This window comes from Bacillus sp. NPDC057893, from assembly GCF_042796455.1.
In the GTDB taxonomy this organism is placed as follows: Bacteria; Bacillota; Bacilli; order Bacillales; family Bacillaceae_G; genus Bacillus_A.
Window position 1 is genome coordinate 734,203 of sequence record NZ_JBHVNG010000001.1, and the last position, 13,507, is coordinate 747,709.

Annotated in this window: 16 protein-coding genes; 12 read left to right on the forward strand and 4 right to left on the reverse strand. The window is 36.8% G+C overall.

All coding sequences use genetic code 11. The features are described 5' to 3' along the window. Positions 1–45 precede the first annotated feature (45 nt). Both ACFVQC_RS04080 and ACFVQC_RS04085 read left to right on the forward strand, forming a co-directional pair. Entirely contained in the window at positions 46–570 is a 525-nt protein-coding gene (locus ACFVQC_RS04080) for a GrpB family protein (RefSeq protein ID WP_002199428.1), read from the forward strand. A 131-nt stretch (positions 571–701) separates the two neighbouring features. After that, positions 702–1,529, forward strand: coding sequence for an aldo/keto reductase (locus tag ACFVQC_RS04085; protein WP_002160598.1), 828 nt, complete (start codon positions 702–704; stop codon positions 1,527–1,529). Positions 1,530–1,558: 29 nt separating this feature from the next. Here the strand turns inward: ACFVQC_RS04085 and ACFVQC_RS04090 are convergent, their stop codons facing one another. Beyond that, complete coding sequence (locus tag ACFVQC_RS04090; protein WP_377897466.1) at positions 1,559–2,473, reverse strand: aldo/keto reductase; 915 nt, start codon at positions 2,471–2,473, stop codon at positions 1,559–1,561. Positions 2,474–2,526: 53 nt separating this feature from the next. Beyond that, entirely contained in the window at positions 2,527–2,655 is a 129-nt protein-coding gene (gene mciZ / locus ACFVQC_RS04095; RefSeq protein ID WP_002145893.1) for a Z-ring formation inhibitor MciZ, read from the reverse strand. A 74-nt stretch (positions 2,656–2,729) separates the two neighbouring features. Between mciZ and ACFVQC_RS04100 the strand changes: the two genes are divergently transcribed. Continuing rightward, entirely contained in the window at positions 2,730–3,269 is a 540-nt protein-coding gene (locus ACFVQC_RS04100; protein WP_002014941.1) for an NUDIX domain-containing protein, read from the forward strand. A gap of 23 nt (positions 3,270–3,292) precedes the next feature. Here the strand turns inward: ACFVQC_RS04100 and ACFVQC_RS04105 are convergent, their stop codons facing one another. Beyond that, on the reverse strand, positions 3,293–3,844 hold the full coding sequence (locus ACFVQC_RS04105; RefSeq protein ID WP_289404604.1) for a GNAT family N-acetyltransferase: 552 nt from the start codon (positions 3,842–3,844) through the stop codon (positions 3,293–3,295). 126 nt (positions 3,845–3,970) lie between these two features. On the opposite strand from ACFVQC_RS04105, the gene spoIIM reads away from it, so the two are divergent. The 9 genes from spoIIM (at position 3,971) to corA (ending at position 12,166) form a co-directional block, all read left to right on the forward strand. Beyond that, positions 3,971–4,618 carry a stage II sporulation protein M gene (spoIIM, locus tag ACFVQC_RS04110; RefSeq protein WP_002111637.1) on the forward strand — a complete coding sequence of 216 codons (648 nt, stop codon included), beginning with the start codon at positions 3,971–3,973 and terminating at the stop codon, positions 4,616–4,618. A gap of 106 nt (positions 4,619–4,724) precedes the next feature. Next, positions 4,725–5,180: a ferric iron uptake transcriptional regulator gene (gene fur, locus ACFVQC_RS04115; protein WP_000392654.1), complete on the forward strand. Its 456-nt coding sequence runs from the start codon at positions 4,725–4,727 to the stop codon at positions 5,178–5,180. Between the two features lie 103 nt (positions 5,181–5,283). Next, entirely contained in the window at positions 5,284–5,514 is a 231-nt protein-coding gene (locus ACFVQC_RS04120; protein ID WP_002088473.1) for a YqzK family protein, read from the forward strand. Positions 5,515–5,520: 6 nt separating this feature from the next. Continuing rightward, a complete protein-coding gene (gene xerD, locus ACFVQC_RS04125) occupies positions 5,521–6,411 on the forward strand; it encodes a site-specific tyrosine recombinase XerD (protein ID WP_215554085.1) in 891 nt (296 codons plus the stop codon). Between the two features lie 146 nt (positions 6,412–6,557). Further along, complete coding sequence (locus tag ACFVQC_RS04130; RefSeq protein WP_377897467.1) at positions 6,558–7,298, forward strand: FixH family protein; 741 nt, start codon at positions 6,558–6,560, stop codon at positions 7,296–7,298. A gap of 364 nt (positions 7,299–7,662) precedes the next feature. After that, entirely contained in the window at positions 7,663–8,847 is a 1,185-nt protein-coding gene (gene deoB / locus ACFVQC_RS04135; RefSeq protein WP_002111633.1) for a phosphopentomutase, read from the forward strand. A 12-nt stretch (positions 8,848–8,859) separates the two neighbouring features. Beyond that, positions 8,860–9,681, forward strand: a complete 822-nt coding sequence (locus tag ACFVQC_RS04140; RefSeq protein WP_002145898.1) for a purine-nucleoside phosphorylase — start codon at positions 8,860–8,862, stop codon at positions 9,679–9,681. Between the two features lie 7 nt (positions 9,682–9,688). After that, positions 9,689–10,993 carry a pyrimidine-nucleoside phosphorylase gene (locus ACFVQC_RS04145; RefSeq protein ID WP_377897469.1) on the forward strand — a complete coding sequence of 435 codons (1,305 nt, stop codon included), beginning with the start codon at positions 9,689–9,691 and terminating at the stop codon, positions 10,991–10,993. Positions 10,994–11,203: 210 nt separating this feature from the next. After that, positions 11,204–12,166: a magnesium/cobalt transporter CorA gene (gene corA, locus ACFVQC_RS04150; protein ID WP_377897470.1), complete on the forward strand. Its 963-nt coding sequence runs from the start codon at positions 11,204–11,206 to the stop codon at positions 12,164–12,166. Positions 12,167–12,200: 34 nt separating this feature from the next. Here corA and ACFVQC_RS04155 read toward each other — a convergent pair whose 3' ends face one another. Then, on the reverse strand, positions 12,201–13,490 hold the full coding sequence (locus tag ACFVQC_RS04155; protein WP_377897473.1) for an NCS2 family permease: 1,290 nt from the start codon (positions 13,488–13,490) through the stop codon (positions 12,201–12,203). Between the last annotated feature and the right edge of the window lie 17 nt (positions 13,491–13,507).

The window sequence follows — 13,507 nt, forward strand, 5'->3', positions numbered from 1 at the left end:
CACTGATCATTTTTTTGACGAGTTTGTAAGAAAAGGGGAGTTAGAATGAGGAAAATTGTAGTCGTTTCGTACGAAAATCATTGGAGTGAGAAATTTCAAATGGAGGCCGAAAGATTAAAATCGGCGATGCCAGAAACGGTAAAAATCCATCATATTGGAAGTACGTCAGTGCCAGGACTAGCAGCTAAACCTATTATTGATATGATTATGGAAGTAGAAAGTATCGACAGAGTAGATCATTGGAATGAACGATTTAAAGAGCTTGGTTACATCGTGAAAGGGGAAAATGGTATTTCAGGTCGTCGTTTTTTTATTCATGGAACTGAGGAGAAACGCTCGTATCATTTGCACGTATTTGAAAAAGGGAATCCTGAGATTACAAGGCATTTATCGTTTCGTGATTACATGATGGCTCATTGTGAAGAAGCAGAGGCGTATGCAACTTTAAAGAAAGAACTAGCGGAAAAATATACATATGATGGCACGATGTATACGGAAGGAAAAAATGAGTTTGTACGTAATGTAGATGAAAAGGCGAAAGAATGGATAGAAAATAACGTGAATGGCTGAGTTCACGTTGTTTTTTTAAATGTGTATAAAAGTATTATGTAAACTGTACGTATGTTTTGACTTTTTGGATGAATCTTGTTGAAATAAAGTGGTGGTTTATAAAAAATGTAACATTGAAAGGGAGAACGAGTGTGCATATTCCAACAACTACACTTCATAATGGTGTGAAAATGCCGATGATTGGTCTAGGCGTTTATAAAGCGAAAGAAGGCAACGAAGTTAAACAAGCAGTAAAAACAGCATTAGAATTTGGATACCGTTCGATTGATACAGCAACTGTATATGAAAATGAAAGCGGTGTCGGAGAAGCGGTTCGTGAATCTGGAATCTCGCGAGAAGACTTGTTTATTACAACAAAAGTTTGGAATGACGATCAAGGGTACGAGGAGACGCTCGAGGCGTTTGAAAAAAGTTTAAAGAAATTACAAATGGACTATGTAGATTTATATTTAATCCATTGGCCGATAAGAGGGAAGTATGTTGATACGTACCGTGCTCTAGAAAAGCTATATGAAGAAGGTAAAGTGCGTGCCATTGGTGTTTCTAATTTTCATAAACATCATTTAGAACTGTTATTACCAAATTGCAAAGTGAAGCCGATGGTAAACCAAGTTGAACTTCATCCAATGCTAGCGCAATTTGAATTGCGTGATTTCTGTCAAGGTGAGCAAATTCAAATGGAAGCATGGAGTCCTTTAATGAGAGGCGGAGAAGTATTCCAGCATCCAATTATTCAGGCTATTTCTAAAAAATATGAAAAGTCACCTGCACAAGTTATATTAAGGTGGGATATTCAAAGTGGAATTGTGACTATTCCTAAATCTGTTACGCCATCTCGTATTAAAGAGAACTTTACTATTTTTGATTTCTCATTAACTGAAGAAGAGATGGATCAAATTAATACGTTAAATCGTAATTTACATGTAGGAACGAATCCTGATAAATATGATACGTTATAAAAAGACGCTACCAGTATGGTAGCGCCTTTTTAACGATGTAAAGCATATGTATCAAATTTAACAATTTGCTGAAGTTGTGTATACTCTTCTTTTGTTAAAGACATTTGTTCCCCAGCATGTACATTTGCTTGCAACTGTTGAATAGAGCTTGCACCAGGTATAACAGATGCAACAGCTTCATTATGTAAGCAGTATTGAATGGCTGATCCAGTTAAAGATCTTTCTCCTATAATTTCTTTTACACTCGCGAGTGTTGTATTTAATTCATCATAAGAATAGGAGAGGTAATCTTTTTCCTTTACTCTTTCTATCTTGCTTGCATTGTTGTTAGTTAAAATGCCTTTCGCAAGTGGTCCGCGTGCGATGACACTAATTTGATATTCATTAAGCAGTGGGAACCATTCTTCAGGACGACGATTTAAAAGGCTGTACTCCATTAATACACTAACGATATTTGAACGTTTTGCATACTCACGAATGACATTTGGACGTATAGAAGAGATACCATAATGACGAATAATACCTTCTTTCTTCAATTCTTCAAAGGCTTCAATTGTTTCATCTATAGGATCTTCAGTCGTCCCGCCATGCAGTTGATATAAATCAATATAATCTGTTTGAAGTCTACGTAAACTCTCTTTTACTTCGGCTTTTATATAAGTTTTAGAAGGATCCCAAGACCAGCCGTTTTTTTCTTCTGTCCATCGATTTCCAACCTTTGTTGTAAGAACAATTTGGTCGCGTTTTCCTTTCAGAGCTTTTCCAACAAATTCTTCATTTAATCCATAGTCGTATAAGTCCGCTGTATCAAAAAAGTTAATTCCTAAATCGATTGCCTCATCGATAATACGCATAGCTTCAGCCTCAGATGTACCGAGAGACATACAGCCGAATCCAATTTCCGTAACATATAAATCTGAGTTTCCTAATTGACGTTTTTTCATAGGTCAACCTCCTTATCTTTATTGTACGAAAGGGGAAGGAGGTTGACAAACGTTTACTTTGTATTTGCTGTAATCCACTCTTGTACAGTTGTATACTCTTTTCCATATTGTTTTAGCTTATGACGAATTTGCCATGCTTTGCCGACTAAAGTGACGCGATTTGGTAAAATGTAAACTTTCATTTCTATCACGCTCCTTTCAATGTGGTAAAATGTATGAAGAACGATTAGGAAATAGAACAGGGAGATGAAGTAGTATGAGTAATCTTGCAGAAAGAACAGTAAAAACTGAACCGATTTTTGATGGTAGAGTTATAAAAGTTCGTGTTGATGATGTAGTATTACCAAATGGAGAAATGAGTAAACGTGAAATCGTAAATCACCCTGGGGCAGTTGCTATTATTGCTATTACTGATGAGGGGAAAATTGTACTCGTTGAGCAGTATCGTAAAGCTCTCGAAAAGGCAATTGTGGAAATTCCTGCTGGGAAGTTAGAACCTGGGGAAAAGCCAGAGGTAACAGCAGTTCGTGAATTAGAAGAAGAAACAGGATATGTATGTGAAAATATGGAGCTTATTACATCTTTCTATACATCACCTGGTTTTGCAGATGAGATTTTATATGTGTATAAAGCGACAGGATTAAAACAAAAAGAAAATAAAGCAGCTTTAGATGAAGATGAATTTGTGGAATTAATGGAAGTGTCATTAGAAGAAGCGATTGATCTTATGAAAGACCTTCGCATACATGATGCTAAGACGATGTTTGCAGTACAATATTTACAATTACAAAAATAAACACTCGCCTAAGGCGAGTGTTTTTAGTTGATTTTTGCATATACACGTGCATCGCGTAAGCTGCCATCGGGTGCTAGGAAATCATTTTCCATTGTACCTTCTAAAATAAATTCTAGACGCTCTGCTAAGTTACATGCGTTTATATTTGTTGCATCAGTACGAATTTCAATTCTTCTAGCACCTAGTTTATCAAATGCAAATTGAATCGCACCTTTAATGGCTTCTGTCATATAGCCTTGCTTTGTATAAGCGCTATGTAGCCAGAAGTGAAGTGAAAACTTTGGAATATCCCAGTTTTCAGGCTTGAGAGTAATAGCTCCGATGAATGTACCAGATACTTTATCGTATAAGTGGAAATCAAGTGTTTCACGAAGTAAAAACTGTCCGTGAGCTTCACGAACAATTTCTTCAGCACGTTCTTCTGTTTCAGCTGTAATTGGCATCCATGGTAATAAGTCTTCTAGAGAAGCTTGGATTGCTTCATATACTTCTGTGCCATCACCTGGAAACGGCTTACGTACTTGCAAGCGCTCAGTTTGAAATAATGTTGGAAAATCTAATAATAATGGTTTCAAGAGAAATCCCTCCTATTCTCTACTTTTTAGTTTAGCAAAGTAGAGCGGAATTTCAATGTTAATTCGTCATACTTTTTTTCTTTCTTTCATACATTTTTAGTAAGAGTGTGAACGGAGGGAAGGAAAATGTGGCGAAAAACGTGGCAAGACCGTGTAATGTCTCACATACAGGAAAATTCTTCACTATATATATTTAATGCGGTTTTATTACTGATGGGAGTAATATTTGGAGCGATTCTTGTGAATAGTTTACAAATAAACCAAAAGCAAGATTTATCATTTTATTTACAGCGTTTTTTTGGACAAGTTTCTAAAGGAGAATTTGCTGTCGCGGGCGAAATGTTTCGAGAAAGTTACTTTTCGCAATTAAAATATATCGGCTTTATTTGGATTTTGGGGATTTCAATTATTGGGTTACCACTCATTTTTATCTTACTATTTTTAAAAGGGGTAGTTGTTGGATTTACAGTAGGTTTTTTAGTAAGTCAGCACGGATGGAATGGGCTATTATTAGCATTTGTATCTGTATTGCCACAAAATTTAATTATAATTCCTGTATTTCTCGTAATGACAACAATTGCTGCAAGCTTTTCCTTGAGAATGATTAGGCACCAATTTATCCGGAAAATAACTGAGCCACTATTGCCGTTATTAATTCGCTATACATGCTTTTTTCTCGTGATTGGAGCGGTATTAGCTATTGCTTCCAGTGTCGAAGCGTATGCATCACCAGTTTTAATGAAAGAAGTTGTGGAGGCTATTAACAAACAATAAATACTTTATGAGAATAATTATCAATTTGTTTTTATTGTTTTTCTTTTGACAGGAGCCCTTCTTCTGATATAATGGTGTAAGAGTGGCGAGGAGGGAGTAGTACCGAATGGAAGAAAGAATTGAACGAATTAAGAAGCAATTACATGCAGCGAGCTATAAATTGACACCACAACGTGAAGCAACAGTTCGTGTGCTGCTAGAAAATGAAGAAGATCATTTAAGCGCAGAAGATGTATACCTCCTTGTAAAAGAAAAGTCGCCAGAGATCGGATTAGCAACCGTTTATCGAACTTTAGAGTTATTGTCTGAGTTGAAAGTTGTCGATAAGATTAACTTTGGAGACGGTGTTTCGCGTTATGACTTACGCCAAGAAGGTGCACAGCGTTTCCATCATCATTTAATCTGTACACAATGCGGTGCTGTACAAGAAATACAAGAAGATTTACTTGGTGAAGTGGAGAATAAAGTGGAACGAGACTGGAGCTTTAAGGTGAAAGATCATCGTTTAACATTCCATGGGATTTGTAAAAATTGTCAAGAAAATGAAACGGATGAAAAATAACCTTTTCCTATTTAACTAGGAAGAGGTTTTTTATTTGAATAAGGTATAAATTGGTGAAAGCTTGGCATATGTTGTAATAACTTATATTTTGGAGGAATTTACAATGCGCCGAGCTTTAAAATTAACTTTTGATGGGATGAAAGTATTTTTATTATTTACAAGTTGTACGATTTTGTTTTATTTCGCTATACTATGGATAAATGAAGAATATGAAAGTTACCATCGTTATGAAAAGCCAAAAGAAGAGACTGTAGAAAAAGTATCAGGGAATGAGGAGCCGGAAAAGGATGCTTTCGTAAATAGAATGATGTTTTTCTATGAAAATGGGGAGTAGTGTAGATTGGAAGATCAATTAAAAGATTTTATTCATTATATGATTGTTGAAAAAGGTTTAGCGAAAAATACAGTTGTATCTTATGAACGCGATTTGAAAAGCTATGTGAAGTATTTGCAAAATGTAGAACAAACGAAGACGTTTCATGAAGTGACACGCTTGCATATTGTTAACTTTTTGCAGTATTTAAAAGAAAACGGAAAATCTTCAAAAACATTGGCGCGTCATATTGCATCGATTCGTTCGTTTCATCAATTTTTACTTCGGGAACGAGCAGTGGAGCATGACCCATCGGTACATATTGAAACGCCGCAAGGGGAACGGAAATTACCAAAAGTATTATCAATCGACGAAGTGGAAGCATTGCTTCAAACACCGAAAACGGTAAGTGCTTTTGGGATTCGTGATAAGGCAATGTTAGAGTTGTTGTATGCAACAGGACTTCGTGTTTCAGAATTAATTTCATTAAATTTAGAAGATGTACACTTAACGATGGGGTTTGTTCGCTGCATTGGGAAAGGGAATAAAGAAAGAATTATTCCATTAGGAAGCTTAGCGACAGAAGCGATTCAAAAGTATATTGAAAAAGGAAGAAGAGAATTGATGGGTAAAAAAGCAGTAGATGCACTCTTTTTAAACCATCATGGTAATCGATTATCGAGACAAGGATTTTGGAAAATTTTAAAACGATTAGCGAAAGAAGCAAATATTGAAAAAGAGCTAACACCGCATACGTTGCGTCACTCTTTTGCTACGCATTTATTAGAGAACGGGGCAGATTTGCGTGCTGTACAAGAGATGCTTGGACATGCAGATATTTCGACGACACAAATTTATACGCACGTTTCAAAAACTAGATTAAAAGATGTATATAAACAGTTTCACCCGAGAGCATAGTCACTATGCTCTTTTTTCATAGATTAAGAAGAGTGAACCATTTCACAGAAACTTCACAAACATTTCGTACATTGTTTTCAGCAGAAGACTAGAATATTACAATGTATTTCCTCTATACTAAGGAAAGTATGAAGGAGGAAATGAAGATGAAAAAACTTATTATTACATTATTTATCGCGATGCTAGCACTGGCTGGCTGTAATACAAACAAAGAAGAACCGAAAAAAGAAAAGAAACTTGAAGCTATAAAAGTAGCAGTTCAAACGAATCCGAAAGAAATTAAACCTGGTGAAAAAACAGAAGTACAAGCACTTGTTACACAAGGAAAAGAAAAAGTAACGGATGCTGATGACGTAAAGTTTGAGATTTGGAAAGATGGCGATGAGAAACACGAGATGTTAGATGGTAAGCATAAAGGCAAAGGTGTTTATGCAGTAGAGAAAACATTTGAAACTGATGGAGTATATCATATTATTCCTCATACAAATGCACGTGATATGCACGTTATGAAAGAACACAAATTTGCTGTAGGGAATGCGAAAGTAGAAGATGCGAAAAAAGAAAGTGGTGATCATAGTGCAGGACACGGTGATCATAAAAGTGACACAATGATTCATCTTATGGCCGGTGACATAAAAGCAAATGCTGAATCAACAATGAAAGTCCATTTAAAGCAAAAAGAAGAAGCGTTAACTGGTGCTGAAGTGCAACTTGAGATTTGGAAAGATGGTGTTGAAAAACACGAATTTATTCCGGCGAAAGAAGGGAATAAAGGAGAGTATGAAAGTAAACATACTTTCAAAGAGAACGGTGCTTACAAAGTGAAAGTGCATGTAAGAAAAGGCGAACTGCATGAACATAAAGAAGAAACAGTAGAAGTAAAATAAAAAGCAGCTCTTTAGAGCTGCTTTTTATTTTTATATTAGGAAATATGTTATGAAATGATTAGCACTTCTTTGCAGAATGGATTACAATAGAAGGGTAAAGAAAATGAGGAATTCTACGAAAAGGTATTAAAAAGAAAGCGTAAACATGTTATGATATCAATATCAGATGTCTGACATCTGACTTAGAAAAAACTAGAAATTTTTTTGATTCGTTTGAAAGTAAAACGAAAAAGTTAGAGAATGATTTAAAGCAGTACTGTTTAATAATGAGGACGAAAGGTAATTCCCATTGATAACAGTTTCACTTTATAGCGTTTTGAACATACTACAAGAAGTAGAACTGAACATATAGGAGGTTGCAGTTATGAATAAATATAAACGTATTTTCCTAGTCGTAATGGACTCTGTGGGAATCGGTGAAGCACCAGATGCTGAGCAGTTTGGTGATTTAGGTTCTGATACAATTGGTCATATCGCTGAACATATGAATGGATTACACATGCCAAACATGGTGAAATTAGGCCTTGGCAATATTCGTGAAATGAAAGGAATCTCTAAAGTAGAGAAACCGCTTGGATATTATACAAAAATGCAAGAGAAATCTACAGGTAAAGATACAATGACAGGTCACTGGGAAATCATGGGCCTTTACATTGATACACCATTCCAAGTGTTCCCTGAAGGATTCCCGAAAGAATTACTTGATGAATTAGAAGAAAAGACAGGTCGTAAAATTATCGGTAATAAACCAGCCTCTGGAACTGAGGTACTTGTTGAGCTTGGTCAAGAACAAATGGAAACAGGTTCTTTAATTGTTTACACTTCTGCTGATAGTGTATTACAGATCGCAGCTCATGAAGAAGTAGTACCACTTGAAGAGCTATATAAAATTTGTAAAATCGCACGTGAATTAACATTAGATGAGAAGTACATGGTAGGACGTGTTATCGCTCGTCCGTTCGTTGGAGAGCCAGGAAACTTCACACGTACACCAAATCGTCATGACTATGCACTAAAACCATTTGGTCGCACAGTAATGAATGAACTAAAAGATAGCGATTATGATGTAATTGCTATTGGTAAAATTGCTGATATTTATGATGGCGAAGGGGTAACTGAATCACTTCGTACGAAATCAAATATGGATGGAATGGACAAGCTTGTAGATACATTAAATATGGACTTTACAGGTATTAGCTTCTTAAACTTAGTTGATTTTGATGCATTATTTGGTCATCGCCGTGACCCACAAGGGTACGGAGAAGCATTGCAAGAATATGACGCACGTCTTCCAGAAGTATTCGAAAAACTAAAAGAAGATGATCTATTATTAATTACAGCAGACCACGGTAATGATCCAGTTCACTACGGTACTGATCATACACGTGAATATGTACCGCTATTAGCATATAGTCCAAGCATGAAAGAAGGCGGACAAGAGTTATCACTTCGTCAAACATTTGCTGATATTGGTGCAACTGTAGCAGAAAACTTTAATGTTAAAATGCCAGAACATGGAACAAGCTTCTTAAACGAGCTAAAGAAATAGGGGGATAAACAGATGAATCGTGAACTAATTACAAAATCAGCTTCATACTTAAAAGAGAAATTTCAAGAGACACCACAAGTAGGACTAATCCTTGGATCTGGACTAGGTGTATTAGCAGATGAAATCGAGAATGCAGTAACAGTACCATACAGTGAAATCCCTGAATTCCCAGTTTCAACTGTAGAAGGACATGCAGGTCAACTTGTATTCGGTACACTTCAAGGTGTAACAGTAGTAGCTATGCAAGGACGTTTCCATTTCTACGAAGGATACGATATGCAAAAAGTAACATTCCCAGTTCGTGTTATGAAAGAACTAGGTGTAGAAACAGTTGTTGTAACGAACGCAGCTGGTGGTGTAAATACATCATTTGAACCAGGCGATCTTATGTTAATTTCAGACCACATTAACTTCATGGGTACGAACCCATTAATCGGACCAAATGATTCTGACATGGGTGTACGTTTCCCTGATATGTCTACATCATATACGCCAGAACTTCGCGAAATGGCGAAACAAGTTGCAGCAGATTTAAATATTAAAGTACAAGAAGGTGTATATGTTGGAATGACAGGTCCTGTATATGAAACACCTGCTGAAATTCGTATGCTTCGTACACTTGGCGGAGATGCAGTTGGTATGTCAACTGTACCTGAAGTGATTGTAGCGCGTCATGCGGGTATGAAAGTACTTGGTATTTCTTGTATTTCAAATATGGCAGCTGGTATTTTAGATCAACCACTTCACCACGATGAAGTGATTGAAACGACAGAACGTGTTAAAGCTAACTTCTTAGCATTAGTAAAAGCAATTGTAAAACAAATGAAGGGGTGACCTCACAATGAGAATGGTGGACCTAATTGCAAAAAAACGTGATGGACATGCATTAACGACAGAAGAAATTAGCTTTATCGTTGAAGGATACACGAATGGTAATATTCCAGATTATCAAATGAGTTCACTTGCAATGGCAATTTTCTTCCAAGATATGAATGAACAAGAACGTGCTGATTTAACGATGGCAATGGTAAACAGCGGCGATACAATTGATTTATCAGCAATTGAAGGGGTAAAAGTAGATAAGCATTCAACAGGTGGTGTTGGTGATACAACGACACTTGTATTAGGTCCATTAGTAGCTGCTTTAGATGTACCAGTTGCGAAAATGTCTGGACGTGGTCTAGGACATACGGGTGGTACAATCGATAAATTAGAAGCAGTACCAGGATTCCATGTTGAAATTGAAAATAATGAATTCATGCGTCTTGTAAATGAAAATAAAATTGCTGTTATCGGTCAAAGTGGAAACTTAACACCTGCTGATAAAAAGTTATATGCACTTCGTGATGTAACGGCAACAGTAAATTCAATTCCTCTTATTGCTAGCTCGATTATGAGTAAAAAAATTGCTGCTGGTGCAGATGCAATTGTTCTTGATGTAAAAACTGGAGCAGGAGCATTTATGAAAACAGACGAAGATGCAAAACGTTTAGCAGAAGCAATGGTACGCATCGGTAATAACGTTGGTCGTAATACGATGGCAGTTATTTCTGATATGAGCCAGCCGCTTGGTGAGGCAATCGGTAACGCATTAGAAGTACAAGAAGCAATTGATACATTACAAGGTAAAGGACCAAAAGATTTAGAAGAGTTATGTTTAACGCTTGGAAGTCAAATGGTATACCTTGCTGGACAAGCTTCATCTTTAGAAGATGCTCGTGAAAAGTTAATTGAAGTAATGAACAACGGTAAAGCGCTAGAATCATTTAAAACGTTCTTATCAGCGCAAGGCGGCGATGCATCTGTTGTTGATGATCCTTCTAAATTGCCACAAGCACAATTTAAAATTGAAGTGGAAGCGAAAGAAGACGGTTACGTATCGGAAATCGTTGCAGATGAAATCGGAACAGCAGCAATGCTTTTAGGAGCAGGGCGTGCAACGAAAGAGTCTGAAATTGATTTAGCAGTTGGTCTAATGCTTCGCAAAAAAGTAGGCGATAGCGTGAAAAAAGGTGACTCTCTTGTTACAATTTACGCAAACCGCGAAAATGTTGAAGACGTAAAAGCGAAAATTTATGAGAACATGAAAATCGCTAAAGACCACGTAGATGCACCGACTTTAGTACACGGAATTGTAACGAAGTAATAAAGTGAAACTTTAATCAGTGGGGGCTTCATCACCCACTGATTATTAGCTTTCACCAATCGGGCTTTTACGGGCAGTTGATCCCACACATAACTTCTTTGCTTTCGCTGAATTTTGAGGTAGGGGTCTTACTGCCCGCAAATAGCGGGATAAAAAAAGCTGAGGAGATTTCTCCTTGGCTTTTTTTACTATTTTTTGTTTATAATAGTAATGGGTGAAATTATGATTAGAATTTGTGCAATAACGAAAAAAAATGAAGTTTTATATGATGTCTCGTTAGAAGAAACGAGACAAGAAAACATTGTATGGTATTGGCTTGATTTATATAAGCCGACGAAAGAAGAGTATACATATATTTTACAAGATCACTTCAAGTTCCATCCCCTTGCAATTGAAGATTGTGTAGAATATGTACAGAGGCCAAAAGTAGATTTTTATGATGGGTATAACTTTTTAGTTCTTCATGCATTCGGAGAAGATGGATTAGAACCGCATGAAATCGATTTATTTGTTAGTGATCGATATATAGTCTCTTTCCATTTCTCTCATAATAATGCGATTGAAAGAGTATGGAAAACGCTCGGTGAAAAGAAACGTATTAAGAAGAGTCCTTTACATGTAGCACATACAATTGTTGACCAAATTGTAGATGATTATTTCGCACCTGTTTATTACATCGAAGACCATTTAAATGCAATTGATGATAATTTAACGGGTGAGACAGCAGGAAGCGTGCTAGAAGAAGTATTTGATATTCGTGCGGATTTATCTAAGCTAAGGCGTACGATTATTCCGATGCGTGATTTATTGTATCGTATATTAAATTCAACACGTTTTTACGGTATAAGCGATCATGAAATTTATTTTAAAGATATACATGATCATTTGCTTAAACTGACAGAGATGATTGAAGCAAGCCGTGAATTAACAGCAGATATTCGAGATAGTTACTTTTCGTTGAATTCCCACCATATGAACAACATTATGAAAACATTAACGGTTTTCTCAACTATTTTCATGCCGTTAACATTTATTGCAGGGGTATACGGCATGAACTTCGCACATATGCCAGAGCTTGGCGGGAAGTATAGTTATTTTATTTGCTTAATTTTAATGGCGTTAATTGGCGGCGGAATGATGGCTTGGTTTTATAAAAAAGGTTGGTTTAAGTAAAAAAACACCGAGGGAAATCCTCGGTGTTTTTTTCTTAGCCAATAGCGTGTAATACGAACATGGCTAAGAATAAGCATGTAATGATATACATGGACGGTGCGACTTCTTTACGCTTTCCAAGAGCAACTTTCAAGATAGGATAAGCAATAAATCCGAACGCAATGCCATCAGCGATACTATATGTGAGCGGGATCATAACGATAATTAAAAACGCTGGAAATCCTTCTGAAAAGTCGTTCAGAGGAATTTGTTGAATGCTTGTAATCATCAGCCCGCCAATAATAATTAAGATTGGTGCAATGGCACTATCAGGAATTATTTTGACAAACGGAAGCGCAAACAGTGATGCGAAGAATAACAACCCTGTAATGATAGACGTCAGACCTGTTTTTCCGCCTGCAGTAATACCTGCGGCACTCTCTACTGTTGAAACGGTAGGGCTTGTGCCAAATAGACCACATGTCATTGCTGAAATTGCATTTGCTTGGTAAGCACGTGGGAATTTACGGTCATCTTCTAATAAACCGTGCAGTAGTCCCATGTTCTCAAAAATAAGCACCATGCTTAAGGAGAATGTTGCAATCCAAAATGGCAAGGAAGAAAGTTTCCCAAATGACATAGCTCCAAACACATCGCCATAATTAGCGAATGAAAACGAACTATTTCCCAGTTGACTCGTATCAACAAGACCAAACAGCCATGCAATACCAGTGCCAATTGCAATCGTCCATAAAAAGCTTCCACGTACGTTACGCACAAATAGCACAAGTGCGACAATAAGAGTAAGTAGTGTGGCAAGAACGACAGGACTACTTAATTTCCCCATTGCAACAGCAGTATTAGGATGCGAAACGACTAAACCACCTTTTTGCAAGCCGATGAAAGCTAAAAACAACCCGATACCGACAGTGATCGCTTCCTTTAATGACTTTGGAATCGATACCGAAAGCACGCGAGCAATCGGTGTAAAAGCAGCAATTGAAAAAATAATACCGGCAATAAAAACAGCTGCCAATGCTTCTTGCCAAGTTAAACCAAGCGTATGCACAGCAGTGTACGTAAAGAATGCATTTACACCCATACCAGGGACAAGAATAGCAGGTGCATTTGCCCAAAATGCCATAAGTAGACATCCGACAAATGAACTAAAAACAGTTGCCAAAATTCCTGCCTCAAGAGGAATGCCGGCATCTGATAAGATTGACGCATTTACAATCATAATATAAACAATTGTGAAAAATGACGTGACTCCAGCTAAAACTTCTTGTTTTGGTGATGTTTGGTGTAAGTCTAATTTAAATGTTCTTTCAAGTATTCCTTTCATGTTAAACCTTCTTTTTC